Below are 14,993 nucleotides of genomic sequence, written 5' to 3' on the forward strand. Positions count from 1 at the left end.
GGTAGCCGGACACCAGCTCACTCGGCACGTCGATGATGTTCTCGTGGGCGTCCTCGCTGTCGAGGCGGAACGGGTAGGCCGTCTCGGCGAGGAACACCGGCTTGGCGTAGCGGGAGGCCGCGTCGTCGAGGGTGGTCTGGAAGTCGGCGAGGGTGCCGTGCCAGTAGCCGTAGTAGGACAGGCCGATGACGTCGAACTTCACGTTGTGGGCGACGGCGTTGTCGAACCACCAGCGGGTGCCGGACAGGTCGCCGCCCTTGGCGAGGTGCAGCGCCACCTGGGTGGAGGAGTTGACCGCCTTGACCGCGTCGTAGCCGGAGTTGAGCAGTCCGGCGAGCTGCGGCCAGTTGGAGGTGGAGCCCGCGTTCCACAGCATGCCGCCGTTGATCTCGTTGCCGACCTGGACCATGTCGGCGGTGGTGCCCTGGGACCTGAGGGCGTTCAGCACGTCGTGGGTGTGGTTGTAGACGTCCGTCTTCAACTGGCTGTAGGAGTGGCCGGTCCACGCGGACGGCACGGTCTGGGCGCCGGGGTCGGCCCAGGTGTCCGAGTAGTGGAAGTCGACGAGCAGCTTCATGCCCTGCGCCTTGACGCGTTTGGCGGCGGCGAGCACGCGTGTCTTGTTGTTGTAGCCGTCGGCGGGGTTCACCCACACCTTCAGGCGCGCCCAGTTCTGGCCGGCGCCCTTGAGGATGGCGAGGGCGTCGCCGGTGGTGCCGGAGCTGTTCTTGTAGACGCCGCCCTTGGCCTCGCTCTTGATGAGCGACGACACGTCGGATCCCTTGATGGACAGGCCCGTCCTGCCGGAGGTGAAGGTGAGGTCGTCGACGTTGAGCCAGTTGCCCGCGTTGGCGTCGGAGTTGACGCTGATGGTGCACTGGTTGTTCGTGACCGCGATCGAGGTGACGATCCGGATCCAGCCACTGGCGGAGACCGGGATGTCGGTGCGCTGCTCGGCGCCGCCGCAGTTCTTCAGCGCGAGGTACGCGGAGTTCTGGCCGCCGCCGGACCGCACCCACGCGGTGAGCCTGTAGTTCCCGTTGGTCAGCCCGGACAGGTACTGGTAGGTCTCCACCTTGTAGGCGGACGACGACCAGTGGGAGAGGCGGTAGCCGCCGCTGTGGCCGCCGGTCTCGGTGAAGGAGGCGTAGTTCTGCCCGGCCGCCGAGTACGTGGACCAGCCGGCCGGGGTCGCGGTGCCCGTGCCGTCGGACTCGAAGCCGCCGTTGGTCAGGGTGGAGGCCGCGTGGGCGGAGCCGGCGGGCACTGTCGTGAGCGCCAGGCCCGCGAACAGCGGTATGAGCAGGGCCCTGAGGGCGCGTCTCGCGTGGAACATCGTCGTCCCTTCGACGAAGGCGGGGACCCGGTCGCGCGGTGCGAGGGCAGCGCCGCGCCCGAAGGCCGTGGGCGCGGCGCCGCCGTGACCGACCGGACGTCCCCAGGAATCCGGCCGGTGTTCGGGGGGTCGGTCAGGGGTCGAGTCGGACGACCCTGACGCCGCCGGCGGGGACGGCGAGGTGGCCCGCCGCGCGTTCGCCGGTGAGGAGTTCGGTGCCGTCGCCGTCCAGCGGCACCTTCGTGTCGAGCGCGGTGTGGTTGATCGCGAAGAGGAAGTCGCCCGACTCGCCCGTGCGGCGCACCACCTCGACGTCGCGGGGCAGTTCGGCGGGGGGCGCGATGCCCGCGTCGTCGGCGGCCCAGCCGAGCAGCGCGTCGAGGCCGTGCTGGTCGAGGCGGGTCGACACGTACCAGGCGGAGCCCTCCCCCAGCCGGTGCCGGGTGACGGCGGGCAGGCCGGCGGTGAGCCCGTCGGCGTACGTCCAGACCGTCTCGGCGCCGTCCGGCACCACGAACTCGGTCCACACGTCGCCGGTCAGCTCGGAGCCGTCGGGCCCGGTGATCCGTACGCTCTCCCCTGCGAGCAGCGGCGAGAACTCCTCCACCGTCAGCCCGAGGACCTCGCGCAGGGCGCCCGGGTAGGGGCCCTCGTGGACGGCGTCGTGCTCGTCGACGATCCCCGAGAAGTACGACACGACGAGGGTGCCGCCGTACTCGACGTACGCCCTGAGGTTGTCCCGCGCCGCCTCGGTCATCAGATACAGGGCGGGGACGACGACAAGAGGATAGGTCGACAAGTCGGCTTCCGGGTGGGCGAAGTCGACCGTGAGGTGGCGGTCGTAGAGGGCCTCGTAGAAGGCGTCGGCGCGTTCGCGGGCGTCGTGGTCCTCGCTGGGGCGCCACTGGAGGTTCTGCGCCCACCAGGAGTGCCAGTCCCACAGGACGGCCACGTCGGCGACGGTGCGGCTGCCGCGGATCCGGCCGAGCGAGTCGAGGGACGCGCCGAGTTCGACGACCTCGCGCCACACCCGCGAGTCGGTGCCGGCCTGCGGCAGCATCGCCGAGTGGAACTTCTCGGCGCCGCGCCGGGACTGCCGCCATTGGAAGAACATGGCGCCGTCGGAGCCGCGCGCCACATGGGCGAGGGAGTTGCGGGCCATCTGCCCGGGTGCCTTGGCGGGGTTGCGGGCCTGCCAGTTGACGCCGGAGGTGGAGTGCTCCAGGAGCAGCCAGGGGGCGCCGCCGGCGACGGACCGGGTGAGGTCGGCGGCCATCGCGAGGTTCACATGGGTACGGCGGCCATCGGTGATCAGGTAGTGGTCGTTGGTGACGAGGTCGACCTCGCGGCCCCAGGCCCAGTAGTCGAGGGAGTCGCACTGGCTGAGGGCGGTCATGAAGTTGGTGGTGACGGGGATGCCGGGCGCGAGGCGGTGCAGGATGTCCCGCTCCCGGACGAAGTTCTCGCGGATGGTGTCGTCGGCGAACCGCTTGTAGTCGAGGGCCTGGCCGGGGTTGCCGACGGTGGGTGACACGCGCGGCGGGTTGATCTGCGCGAAGTCGGTGTAGTGCTGGCCCCAGAAGGCGGTGCCCCAGGCTTCGTTGAGCGCCGCGACGTCGCCGTACCGGTGCTCCAGCCAGCGGCGGAAGTGCGCGGCGCACGTGTCGCAGTAGCAGGCGGAGACGGGCACGCCGTACTCGTTGTGCACGTGCCACAGGGCGAGCGCGGGGTGGTCGGCGTAGCGCTCGGCGAGCCGGGTCGTGATGTTGGCGGCGGCGGCGCGGTAGTCGGGGTTGCTGTGGCAGATGGCGCCGCGTGAGCCGAACTCGTAGCGGGTGCCGTCGACGGCCACGGGCAGCGCCTCGGGGTGCTCCCGGTAGAACCACACCGGCGGTACGACGGTGGGGGTGCCGAGGTCGGCGCGGATGCCGTGGTCGTGGAGCAGGTCGAGCAGCCGGTCCAGCCAGGCGAAGTCGTACACGCCTCGGGAGGTCTCCAGCAGGGCCCAGGAGAAGATCCCGACGCTGACCATGGTGACGCCCGCCTCGCGCATCAGCCGCACGTCCTCGTGCCAGACGGTTTCCGGCCACTGCTCCGGGTTGTAGTCCCCACCGAAGGCGAGCCCGGTGAGGCCCGTGGGGGTGGTCTCCGGCATGGATCTCTCCCGTTTTGTCGATCGTCTGGGAACGTTCACACACAGCGGCGGCGGTGCGAGCCCCACATAACCGCACAGCAGCAGCCATTGACAAGTGTCCGGGATGTTTCTCTACTGTGAACGCTCACAGAAGCATGACACGGTCTTCGCAACAGGCGAGGACCCAGGTCAGGGGAGAAACATCCATGCCCAACATCACGAAGCACCGGCGCTTTGTGGCCACTGCCGTCGCCGTGACGCTCGGCGCGACCACACTCGCCGCCTGCGGCGGGTCCGACGACGACGGCGATGCCCGGTCGGGGCCGGCGAAGCTGACGTACTGGACCTGGACGCCGGGCATGGACAAGGTCGTCGACCTGTGGAACAAGGGTCCCGGCAAGGAGCAGCAGATCACCGTCACGGTGAAGAAGCAGGCGTCCGGCGACACCCTCGTGACCAAGATCCTCACCGCGCACAAGGCGGGCAAGGGCCCCGACCTGGTACAGGCCGAGTACCAGGCGCTGCCCACGCTCGTCAGCAATGACGCGGTCGCCGACATAGCGAAGGAGTCGGGCGACGCCAAGGGCAAGTTCGCCGACGGCGTCTGGCAGCAGACCACGCTGGGCTCGGACGCGGTTTACGCGATCCCGCAGGACATCGGGCCGATGATGTTCTACTACCGCGAGGACCTGTTCGAGAAGTACGGCCTGACCGTCCCGAAGACCTGGGACGAGTTCGCCGCGACCGCGCGGAAGCTGAAGAAGGAGGAGCCGGACGTCGATCTGACCACCTTCTCCGCCAACGACTCGGGCCTCTTCGCCGGTCTCGCCCAGCAGGCGGGCGCGAAGTGGTGGACCACCGAGGGCCAGAAGTGGAAGGTCGGCATCGACGACGCGGCGACACGGAAGGTCGCCGACTTCTGGGGCGGTCTGGTGAAGGAGGGCGCCATCGACAACCAGCCGATGTACACCCCGGCCTGGAACAAGGCGCTCAACACGGGCCGGCAGATCGCCTGGGTCAGCGCCGTGTGGGCGCCGGGCACCCTGACCACGGCCGCGCCCGACACCCAGGGCAAGTGGAGGATGGCCCCGCTGCCGCAGTGGTCCGACTCCGAGAACGTCACCGGCAGTTGGGGCGGCTCATCGACCGCCGTCACCACCGACTCGCAGCACAAGGGCGCCGCCGCAAAGTTCGCTGCCTGGCTGAACACCGACCCGGAGGCGCTGACCGCGCTCGCGAAGGAGGGCGGCATCTACCCGGCCGCCACGACCGCGCAGACCAGTGACGCGTTCGCCCAGCCGCCGGCGTTCTTCTCCAACCAGACGGAGTTCTACACCGCGGCCTCCGACATCGCCAAGACCACGGCGCCTTCCGCGTGGGGCCCGAACGTGAACGTCGCCTACACCAGCTTCAAGGACGCGTTCGGCACCGCCGCCAAGGACAAGTCCGACTTCGGTGCCGCCCTGAAGAAGATGCGGGACGACACGGTCGCCGACATGAAGAAGCAGGGCTTCGAGGTCTCCGAGTGACCAGCGCACGCCGGAAGTCGTACGGGGTCAAGGGCGCCCCGTATGCCTTCCTCCTCCCCGCGACGGTCCTCTTCACCCTCTTCTTCGCCCTGCCCATCGGCTACGCCATCTGGCTCAGCCTGCACAAGGTGCAGGTCAAGGGGCTGGGTCTGGGCTCGGGCGCCCGGCAGGAGGTGTGGGCGGGACTGGAGAACTACACCGACGCCCTCAGCGACTCCGAGTTCCTCGACGGCGCGCTGCGCGTGCTGGGCTACGGCGCAATCGTCGTCCCCGTCATGCTCGGCCTGGCGCTGGTCCTCGCCCTGATGCTGGACAGCGAGAAGGTGCGGCTCGCTCCCTTCACCCGGCTCGCGATCTTCCTGCCGTACGCGGTGCCGGGTGTCGTGGCGGCCCTCCTGTGGGGTTTCCTCTACCTCCCGGACGTCAGCCCCTTCTACTTCGTGCTCGACCGGCTGGGCCTGCCGCAGCCGGACCTGCTGGACGGCGGCGGCCTGTACGCGGCGCTGTCGAACATCGCCGTGTGGGGCGGCACCGGCTTCAACATGATCGTCATCTACACCTCGCTCCAGGCGATCCCCGCCGAGGTGTACGAGGCGGCGAAGCTGGACGGTGCGACCCCGTTGCAGATCGCCCTGCGCGTCAAGATCCCGATGGTGACGCCCTCGCTGGTGCTGACCTTCTTCTTCTCGATCATCGCCACCCTCCAGGTGTTCAGCGAGCCGACCACCCTCAAGCCCCTCACCAACTCCGTCTCCACGACGTGGAGTCCGCTGATGAAGGTGTATGTGGACGCCTTCGGCAAGGGCGACATCCACGGGGCGGCGGCCGGCGCGGTGGTGATCGCCCTGGTCACGCTGGTGGTGTCGTTCGGCTTCCTCAGGGCCGCGAACTCCCGGAACAAGCGGGACGTCAGTCAAGGAGCCGCAGGATGAGTTCTCTTGCCGTCCGCAAGACCGCCCCGGCCGCCGGCACGACGCCCGGCACGGCGCAGGGGCCGCCGCTGCGCCGCCGGATCGCGCTCGTCCCGACGCTGACCCTGCTGCTGGGCGCGCTGTACTGTCTGCTGCCGGTCGCCTGGGTCGTGATCGCGGCCACCAAGTCCGGCAGCGAGCTGTTCTCCACCTTCACCTTCCTCCCGGGCACCGGATTCACGGACAACCTGTCCGACCTGAACGCCTACCGCGAGGGCGTCTACTGGCAGTGGATGGGCAACTCCGCGCTGTACGCGGGCGTCGGCGCCCTGCTGTCCACCGCCGTCTCCGCGATCAGCGGCTACGCGCTGGCGATCTACCGCTTCAAGGGCCGCGAGGCCGTGTTCAGCGTCCTGATGGCGGGGGTGCTGATGCCGCCGGTGATCCTGGCGATCCCGCAGTACCTGCTGCTGGCGAAGGCGGACCTCGCGGACACGTACGGGGCGGTGCTGCTGCCGCTGGTGCTGTCGCCGTACGGCGTCTATCTGGCCCGGATCTACGCCGCCGCGGCGGTCCCCGCCGACGTGGTGGAGGCCGGGCGGATGGACGGGGCGAGCGAGTGGCGGATCTTCACCCGGATCGCGCTGCCGATGATGGTGCCGGGTCTGGTGACGGTCTTCCTGTTCCAGTTCGTCGCCGTCTGGAACAACTTCCTGCTGCCGTTCATCATGCTCAGCGACGACGAGAAGTTCCCGATCACCCTGGGCCTGTACACGCTCCTGGAGCAGGGCTCCAACACCCCGGCGCTCTACACCCTCGTGATCACGGGCGCGTTGCTCGCGGTGCTCCCGCTGATCGCGCTGTTCCTGGTCGTCCAGCGGTTCTGGAGCCTCGACCTGCTGTCGGGGGCCGTAAAGTCATGACCATGAGCAACACGGGGGGCAGGCGCAAACCGCCGACCATTCACGACGTGGCGCGGGTCGCGGGGGTCTCCCGGGGCACCGTGTCGCGGGTGCTCAACGGCGGTCACTACGTCAGCCCGGCTGCGCAGGAAGCGGTCAACGCGGCGATCCGCAAGACGGGTTACGTGGTGAACCGGCACGCCCGCTCACTGATCACGGGCCGTTCCGACTCCATCGGCTTCCTCCTCACGGAACCGCAGGAGAAGCTGTTCGAGGACCCCAACTTCAACGTCCTGCTGCGGGGTTGCACCCAGGCGCTGGCCGCGCACGACATCCCCCTTCTGCTGATGGTGGCGGGCACGGAGGACGAGCGGCGCCGGATCATGCGGTACATCACGGCCGGCCATGTCGACGGGGTGCTGCTGGTGTCCAGCCACTCCGGTGACCCGGTCGCCGAGCAGCTCCGGGACGCGGGGGTGCCCCTCGTCCAGTGCGGCAAGCCGATGGGGCTCGGGTCCAAGGTGAGCTATGTGGCGGCGGACGACCGGGACGGCGCCCGGGACATGGTGCGCCATCTGCTGTCGCTGGGCCGCCGCCGCGTCGGCATGGTCACCGGACCGCTGGACACACCCGGCGGTGTGGACCGGCTGGCCGGCTACAAGGAGGTGCTCACCGAGGCGGGTGTCGAGATCGACGAGCGGCTGATCGTGTCCGGCGACTACAGCCGGGCCAGCGGTGAGGCGGGCGCCGGACGGCTGCTGGAACGGGTGCCGGACATGGACGCGGTGTTCGTGGCGTCCGACCTGATGGCGCAGGGCGCGCTGACGGCGCTGCGCCGGGCGGGCCGCCGGGTGCCGGAGGACGTGGCCGTGGGCGGGTTCGACGACTCGGCCGCCGCGACGGAGTCCGTGCCCGCCCTCACCACGATCCGCCAGCCGTACGACCGGATCAGCAACGAGATGGTGCGGGTCCTGCTGGCGCAGATCGGCGGCGAGGACCCGGCGGCGGTGATCCTCCCGACGGAACTGGTGCTGCGGGACTCCACCTGAGGCGCCGTCCCGCACGGGCGGCGGCTCAGGGCCTGTTGCGAAAGTGGCGCCTGCCGTGCGACGCCCGGCACGCACTCTCGCCGCACCGCCCCAAAGCCCGAGTACACCCGGTACGAGGGCTTTGGGGCGGCACGCCGAGAGCACGCACCGGACGCCGCACGGCCGCCCTTCGGGCGACGACGCCACTTTCGCAACAGGCCCTACTGGTGTGCGGGCTCCCGCCCGGGCGTGCGCTGCTCCTCGGTGACCTGTGTGCCGGGATGCCGCAGCGCGCACAGGAACCCGATGCCGAGCGCGATGGCCATGCCGTAGAACACCCACTGGTTGGCCTCGGCGAAGTCCATGCGGATGGCGTCCATCGAGTCGCGCATCGCCGTGGCCAGGGGGCCCTCTCCGCTGGGCGTGCGGCTGTCCGGGTGGCCGGTGACCGCCTCGGCGATGTCCCGGGCCGCCTCGCGCGCCCCGTCGTCGGGCACTCCCTTCGCCATGAGCGTCTCGGTGACCTTGTCGGTGGTGACATGGGTCAGGATCGTGCCGAACACGGCGAGCCCCACGGCCGCCGCGTAGTTGCGCACGGTCTGGGTGATGCCGGTGACCTCGCCGTACGAGGCGTTCAGGGAGCGGTTCACGGCGTCGGTGGAGGCGGGCGCCAGCAGGAAGCCGATGCCGGCGCCGGCGAGGGCGGCGTACAGCCACTGGTCGTGCATGGACAGGTCCGTGAGCTTGTTCGCCCACAGGGCGAACCCGACGGCGCCGAGGGCGGTGCCCAGCTTCAGCGCGGGCCGCGCCCCGCGCTGGTCGAGGATCCGGCCACCCCACTGGGAGGCGATCCCGAAGCCGATGAAGAAGTACAGCAGGAACAGCGCCGCCTGGTTGGGTGAGGCACTGAGGGAGACCTGCGCGTACACCGAGGCGAAGAAGAACACCGGGACGAAGGCGAGCATGGAGAAGAACAGCACGGCCGCGTCCACACCGAAGGCCTGGTCCCGGAACACCGCCAGCTTGATCAGGGGCTGCTCCACGCGCAGCTCGTAGGCGCAGAACACCCCGAGCACCGCGAGGCCGCCGATGATGCAGGCCCAGGTCGCCACGCTGCTCCAGCCCCAGGCGGAGGCCTGCTGCAGACCGAGGACGCTCACCCCCATGCCGACGGCGACGAGGGCGGCGCCGGGTACGTCGAGACGTTCCCTGCGGGACTGCGGCGGGATGTGCGCGAGGGCGGTCAGGACGAGGGCGACGAGGGCGACGGGCACGTTGACCCAGAAGATCGCCCGCCACGTCCAGTCGGTGAGCCAGCCGCCGAGGAGCGGGCCGAGCGCGGTGAGGGCGCCGGACAGACCGAAGAACAGGGCAAGGGCACGGCCGCGCCGGTCCACCGGGAAGACGGCGACGACGACCGCGAGCGCGGCGGGGAACATCAGGGCGGCCCCCAGGCCCTGGGTGGCCCGGAACGTGATCAGCCAGGCCAGGGCGACGTCGTCGTCGGGGACACAGCCGCACAGGACGGAGGAGACGACGAAGAGCAGGGTGCCGACCACCATGATCCGGCGGTGTCCGACGATGTCGGCGAGCCGCCCGCCGAGCGCGAAGAACGCGGCCAGGGCGAGCAGATAGGCGTTGACCACCCACTGCATGCCCGAGGAGGAGAGGTCGAGTTCGTCGACAATGCTCGGAGCGGCGATGGCGACGATCGTCTGGTCGATGAAGGTCATCGACACGGCGAACATCATTGCCGCCAGGGCGAGGGTCTGGCGGGGCGCGGCGGAGCCGGTGGGTGCGGACCCGGGCGCGGAGCGTTCCGTCTTGTCGGACATGTGTCGCATCCTGCCTCCGCCGGACACGGAGCGCATGCGCGAGTGGCGCACGGTAAGGACGCGACCGCGCCGTCATCACTCGAACGGTCGCCCGAGGATCACGTCGTCACCGGGATCGGAACGCCGACTCGGGGGTACTCGGCAGGCGCCGACTCGGGTTCCGGTTGGACACTGGAGTGCGGCCGGTGTGTGCCGGTGGACTAGACCAGGACGCGACTGCCATGAACAGCGAGACGAAACCCAGAGGCACGACGAGTGTCGTGTCCACCCGATCCGTGTGCGGAGCACCCTGCTGGGTGAGCCTCACCAGCCGGGACCTGCCGGCCACGGAGGACTTCTACGAGGCCGTGCTGGGCTGGACATGGCGCACGGCGAAGCTCGGCGACCACTTCCGGATCGCGCTGGCGGACGGTGTGCCGGTCGCGGGGATCGCCGGGGTGGCGACCCTGTGGCAGATGGCGGTCGCCTGGACGCCCTACTTCGCGGTGTCCGACGCGGACGCCGCCGCCTCACGGGCCCGTGAGCGCGGCGGCACCGTCGCGGTCGGCCCGCTGTCCTTCCCGCCGGGCCGGGCAGCCCTGCTGGCCGACCGCCACGGCGCGACATTCGGGATCTGGGAGGGGGAACTCTTCACGGACTGGGAGGCCTGGCACCGCGCGGCGCCCGCCTTCGTCCGCCTCCACACCCGGGACGCCTTCGACGCGGCCATCTTCTACGGCGAGGTCCTGGAGTGGGCCTCCGGGAAGCCGGGCTGCTGCGAGGTCCGCTACGAGGCCAACGAGGTCGTCCTGCGCAGCCAGGGCGACGTCGTCGCCCGGATCACCTCCGGGGCGCTGGAGGCGGCGCCCGACCCCACGATCCGGCCGCACTGGCAGGTCCACTTCTCGGTCTCCGACGTGGCCGCCTGCGTCGAGGCCGCCCAGCACCACGGCGGCACCGTCCTCACCCAGGGCCCGCACGAGGCGGTGCTGCGCGATCCGGACGGCGCCCAGTTCACGATCACCTCGGACCGCGAACCCTGACCACCCCGATCGGACCGCGAAGCCTGACCGACCGGTCCGACCGCGAACCCGGAACCGCCCCGGCGACCCGCCGGGGCGGTTCCGTGCCCGCCGTTCAGGCCGACCTGGAGGGCCGTGACAGCACGACCAGGCCGCGGGCGGCGACGAGGATCTCGGTGCCGGCCTTGTGCTCCGTCTCGTCCGGGGTGCCGTCCGGCTCGGCGGCGGTGTCGACGCGGGTGGTCCAGCGCTCCCCGTAGGCGGCGTCGGGCAGGCGGAAGGCGACGGGTTCCCAGTGGCCGTTGAGCAGCAGAAGGAAGGAGTCGTCGACGACGGGCCTGCCGTACGGGTCGGGTTCGGCGATGGCGTCGCCGTTGAGGAACACGGCGACGGAGTGGGCGTCGGGGCGCGCCCAGTCCTCGTCGGTCATGTCGTGGGCGTCCGGCGTGAGCCACACCAGGTCGGGCAGCGGCTGGTCCGCGCAGGTGGCGGTGGAGCCGCGGAAATACCGGCGGCGGCGCAGCACCGGATGGGCCGCGCGCAGGGCGATCAGCCGCCGGGTGAAGTCGAACAGCGCGCGCTGCTCGTCGTCGAGCCGCCAGTCGACCCAGGAGACCTCGTTGTCCTGGCAGTAGGCGTTGTTGTTGCCCCCCTGGGTGCGGCCGAGTTCGTCGCCGTGGCACAGCATGGGGATGCCCTGGGAGAGCAGCAGGGTGGACAGCAGGTTGCGCTGCTGGCGGGCGCGGAGCGTGAGGACGCGCGGGTCGTCGCTGTCGCCCTCGGCACCGCAGTTCCAGGAGCGGTTGACGCTCTCGCCGTCCCGGTTCCCCTCGCCGTTGGCCTCGTTGTGCTTGTCGTTGTACGAGACGAGGTCGCGCAGGGTGAAACCGTCGTGCGCGGTCACGAAGTTGACGCTGGCGCGCGGCCGGCGCCGACTGTGCTCGTACAGGTCGGCGGAGCCGGTCAGCCGGGAGGCGAACTCGCCGAGCATGCCGGGCCGGCCGCGCCAGAAGTCCCGTACGGCGTCCCGGTACTTGCCGTTCCATTCGGACCACAGCGGCGGGAAGTTGCCCACCTGGTAGCCGCCCTCGCCGACGTCCCACGGTTCGGCGATCAGTTTGACGCGGCTGATCACGGGGTCCTGCTGGATGAGGTCGAAGAACGCCGAGAGCCGGTCCACCTCGTGGAACTGGCGGGCCAGCGTGGCCGCGAGGTCGAAGCGGAAGCCGTCCACGTGCATCTCGGTGACCCAGTACCGCAACGAGTCCATGATCAGCTGGAGCACATAGGGGTGCCGCATCAGCAGGCTGTTGCCGGTGCCGGTGGTGTCGTAGTAGTGCTCCCAGTCGCCGTCCACCAGCCGGTAGTACGAGGCGTTGTCGATGCCCCGGAAGGACAGGGTGGGGCCCTTCTCGTTGCCCTCGGCGGTGTGGTTGTAGACCACGTCGAGGATCACTTCGAGGCCGGCGGCGTGCAGTGCCTTCACCATCGACTTGAACTCGGTGACCTGCTGGCCGCGGGTGCCGTGGGCGGCGTAGGCGTTGTGGGGCGCGAAGAAGCCGATGGTGTTGTAGCCCCAGTAGTTGGCGAGGCCCCGGTCCTGGAGCACGCCGTCCTGCGCGAACTGGTGCACCGGCATCAGCTCGATCGCCGTGACGCCCAGCTCGGTGAGGTGCTCGATGATCGCGGGGTGCGCCAACCCGGCGTAGGTGCCGCGCAGTTCGGCGGGGATGTCGGGGTGGGTGCGGGTGAGGCCCCGGACGTGGGCCTCGTAGATCACGGTGTCGGCGTACGGCCGGCGGGGCCGGCGGTCCTCGCCCCAGTCGAAGTAGGGGTCGGTGACCACGCCGAGCATGGTGTGCCCGGCGCTGTCGGCGGTGCGGTCGTACAGCGAGGGGTGGTTGTCCACCTGCCCGTCGACGGCTCGGGTGTACGGGTCGAGCAGCAGCTTCGCGGGGTTGCAGCGGTGTCCGGCGGCCGGGTCCCAGGGGCCGTGCACACGGTAGCCGTAGCGTTGTCCCGGTCCGAGGCCGGGGACGTGGCCGTGCCAGACGAAGCCGTCGACCTCGGTGAGCGGGACCGTGCGGGAGCCGCCGTCGTCGTCCACGAGGACGAGGTCGACTCCCTCGGCGACCTCGCTGAACAGCGCGAAGTTGGTGCCGGTGCCGTCGTAGGACGCGCCGAGCGGGTAGGGCTGCCCGCTCCACACGGTGACGGGCTTGCGCGACGAGGGCCGCGCGAGCGGCGCCTTGTCCGCCCGCGCGTCGTCCTTCCGTGCGTGGTCCTTCCGTGTGCTGTCCTTCCGCGCGTTGTCCTTGCCGGCCGGGCGCGCGGACCCGCTCCCGCCGGATCGCGCGCGCCCGTTCCGCTTCCCCCGTGCCGTCACCGCGCGGCGTCGCAGGTGCTCGACCCGGTCGGCACCCGGCTCGCGGGCCGGTCCACGGTCGCGGCGGCCGGGGCGGTGTCCGGCGCGTCGGCCGGGGCGTCGCCCTGCGGGCCGGCGAGCGCGACGACCCGTACCTCGCGCGGCACTTGGAGGACCTCGCGCAGGGTCGGCGAGGGAGCCGTGGGGACGAGGGGGACGCTTTCGTCGACGGGGGCCCGCTGGGTGAACCAGATGACCGTGCTGCCGGTGTCGGTGGCGCAGCAGCCCCAGCCGTCGCTGAGCGCGGCAATGCGGGTCAGGCAGGGGCGCAGCTCGCGGTCGGGGCGCAGCTCGCGGTCGTTCTCCGCGATCGCGGCGATGAGGTGCTGACCGTTCCACCACATCTCGACCGAGGTGTTCTTGTCCGACGCGTGCTCGTCGATCGCGTGCAGCAGCAGCTCGGCGCTGTGGCAGACGGGTTCGACGAGGGTCTCCAGGTCCCAGAACCTGAGGTGGGCGGCCAGGATGCGCCTGACCTGTCCGACCCGTTCCGGACTGACTTCCACGTCGAGGTGGTAGTAGCGAGGCACTGCGGTCTTCATCGTCGTTGGCTCCTCACCGGCGAAGCTCCCGCCCCGCTCCGTTCCTCCTGGAACGAGCCCCGGAACGGTCCGCGGGACGCATTCGGGACACGGAGCGTGAGCACCGATCACTTCTGAGTCAGATCCCAGCGTGGGGTGGCTACGCCATTCGTGCAACACGAGGGACGGACGGGGTGGTTGAAGCGCCAACAAGACGCGTCATCGCCGTCCGTGCACCATGAGTGAAGGCACCGGCTCCTCATGCGTCGGTGCTCCTCAGTGCACGGCCTCCCACGGGAAGCGTGCTCCACCGAGAGTGCCGGGAGGTGACCAGCACATGTTGCTGCCCGCCAAGAACGAGGTGGCCAGACAACTGCGGCGCTACCGCATGTGGGAACGCGTGATGCTCGCGGCCCCCGCGGACACGGCCGCCCGGGACCATTTCGAGGACTCGGGCTACACGCTGTGCGTGCTGATGGGCAAGCGCTGCGCCCGGGAGGCGGTGGCCGCGGCCGAGCGCTATCTCCAGACGACTCTGCCCGCCTACCTCCAGGAGCAGACCGGTCAGACCCGCAAGAGCCGTGCGGTGCCCCACGGCCCCCCGTCCGAGCGGCGTTCCGCCGCGGGGTGGTAGGGCGGTCGGCACCCGTTCGGCGCAGTTCCCATCCCGAGTTCGGCGGAGGTGAGACCCATGAGCCAGACCCCGGCCATCGGCCGTATCCCCATCAGGGACGTCCGCCCGCTCGTCGACTGCGGGAGGCGTCCCGTGAAAGCGGTGGTGGGAGAGTCCTTCGAGGTCACCGCGACGCTCTTCCGGGAAGGCCACGGCGTCATCGCGGCCAATGCGGTCCTGAAGGACCCGGAGGGCCGCCCCGCGCCGTGGACGCCGATGCGGGAACTCGGGTCCGGGACCGACCGATGGGCCGCCTCGGTCACGCCGACGTCGGTGGGCCGGTGGACGTACCGGGTGGAGGCGTGGGGCGACCCGGTCACCACCTGGCGCCGGGTCGCGCACATCAAGATCCCCGCGGGCATCGACGGCGGTCTCGTCCTGGAGGAGGGCGCCGAGCTGTACGAGCGGGCCGCGGCCGGGGTCCCGGAGGCGGACGCGCACGCCGTGCTAATGACCGCCGTGCGGCGGCTGCGGGACGACACGCTGCCGGTCGCGGAGCGCTTCGCTGCGGCGTTGGCGCCGGAGGTGGACGAGGTGCTGGCCCGCCATCCGCTGCGGGAGCTGGTCACCTCCTCCGACCCGCTGCCCCTGCTGGTCGAGCGTGAACGGGCCCTGTTCGGCTCCTGGTACGAGTTCTTCCCCCGCTCCGAGGGCACCGCCGAACAGCCCCACGGCACCTTCCGCACCGCCGCCCGCCG

The 14,993-nt window shown here is 70.7% G+C and carries 12 protein-coding genes; 7 read left to right on the forward strand and 5 right to left on the reverse strand.

Annotation, left to right across the window (positions count from 1 at the left end):
• Positions 1–1,336, reverse strand: a 1,336-nt coding sequence (locus tag M8J73_RS42950; RefSeq protein WP_249829855.1) for a glycoside hydrolase family 53 protein, incomplete at its 3' end; no start/stop codon positions are given.
• Positions 1,337–1,469: 133 nt separating this feature from the next.
• Positions 1,470–3,491 carry a beta-galactosidase gene (locus M8J73_RS42955; RefSeq protein WP_055541109.1) on the reverse strand — a complete coding sequence of 674 codons (2,022 nt, stop codon included), beginning with the start codon at positions 3,489–3,491 and terminating at the stop codon, positions 1,470–1,472.
• A 185-nt stretch (positions 3,492–3,676) separates the two neighbouring features.
• Between M8J73_RS42955 and M8J73_RS42960 the strand changes: the two genes are divergently transcribed.
• The 4 genes from M8J73_RS42960 to M8J73_RS42975 are packed head-to-tail and all read left to right on the forward strand — an operon-like array spanning position 3,677 to position 7,861.
• Positions 3,677–4,999, forward strand: a complete 1,323-nt coding sequence (locus tag M8J73_RS42960) for an ABC transporter substrate-binding protein (protein ID WP_055541108.1) — start codon at positions 3,677–3,679, stop codon at positions 4,997–4,999.
• Positions 4,996–5,931, forward strand: coding sequence for a carbohydrate ABC transporter permease (locus M8J73_RS42965; protein ID WP_055541107.1), 936 nt, complete (start codon positions 4,996–4,998; stop codon positions 5,929–5,931). The genes M8J73_RS42960 and M8J73_RS42965 overlap by 4 nt, the downstream gene beginning before the upstream one ends.
• Positions 5,928–6,833 (forward strand): carbohydrate ABC transporter permease, encoded by a 906-nt coding sequence (locus tag M8J73_RS42970; RefSeq protein WP_055541106.1) that lies wholly within the window; start codon positions 5,928–5,930, stop codon positions 6,831–6,833. The genes M8J73_RS42965 and M8J73_RS42970 overlap by 4 nt, the downstream gene beginning before the upstream one ends.
• Positions 6,830–7,861, forward strand: a complete 1,032-nt coding sequence (locus tag M8J73_RS42975; RefSeq protein WP_055541105.1) for a LacI family DNA-binding transcriptional regulator — start codon at positions 6,830–6,832, stop codon at positions 7,859–7,861. The genes M8J73_RS42970 and M8J73_RS42975 overlap by 4 nt, the downstream gene beginning before the upstream one ends.
• 200 nt (positions 7,862–8,061) lie before the next feature.
• Here M8J73_RS42975 and M8J73_RS42980 read toward each other — a convergent pair whose 3' ends face one another.
• Positions 8,062–9,675 (reverse strand): MFS transporter, encoded by a 1,614-nt coding sequence (locus M8J73_RS42980; protein ID WP_055541104.1) that lies wholly within the window; start codon positions 9,673–9,675, stop codon positions 8,062–8,064.
• Between the two features lie 221 nt (positions 9,676–9,896).
• Between M8J73_RS42980 and M8J73_RS42985 the strand changes: the two genes are divergently transcribed.
• Entirely contained in the window at positions 9,897–10,697 is an 801-nt protein-coding gene (locus tag M8J73_RS42985; RefSeq protein WP_055541103.1) for a glyoxalase/bleomycin resistance/extradiol dioxygenase family protein, read from the forward strand.
• Between the two features lie 94 nt (positions 10,698–10,791).
• Here M8J73_RS42985 and glgX read toward each other — a convergent pair whose 3' ends face one another.
• Both glgX and M8J73_RS42995 read right to left on the reverse strand, forming a co-directional pair.
• Positions 10,792–12,885 (reverse strand): glycogen debranching protein GlgX, encoded by a 2,094-nt coding sequence (glgX, locus tag M8J73_RS42990; protein ID WP_249829858.1) that lies wholly within the window; start codon positions 12,883–12,885, stop codon positions 10,792–10,794.
• Between the two features lie 173 nt (positions 12,886–13,058).
• Positions 13,059–13,643: a pep a2 gene (locus M8J73_RS42995; RefSeq protein ID WP_249829856.1), complete on the reverse strand. Its 585-nt coding sequence runs from the start codon at positions 13,641–13,643 to the stop codon at positions 13,059–13,061.
• A gap of 316 nt (positions 13,644–13,959) precedes the next feature.
• Here M8J73_RS42995 and M8J73_RS43000 point away from each other — a divergent pair, with 316 nt between their 5' ends.
• Positions 13,960–14,256 carry a DUF5133 domain-containing protein gene (locus tag M8J73_RS43000; RefSeq protein ID WP_055543391.1) on the forward strand — a complete coding sequence of 99 codons (297 nt, stop codon included), beginning with the start codon at positions 13,960–13,962 and terminating at the stop codon, positions 14,254–14,256.
• Between the two features lie 57 nt (positions 14,257–14,313).
• On the forward strand, positions 14,314–14,993 hold a 680-nt coding region (locus M8J73_RS43005; RefSeq protein WP_249829857.1), incomplete at its 3' end, for a maltotransferase domain-containing protein.

Source organism: Streptomyces neyagawaensis (assembly GCF_023516595.1).
Classification (GTDB): domain Bacteria; phylum Actinomycetota; class Actinomycetes; order Streptomycetales; family Streptomycetaceae; genus Streptomyces; species Streptomyces neyagawaensis.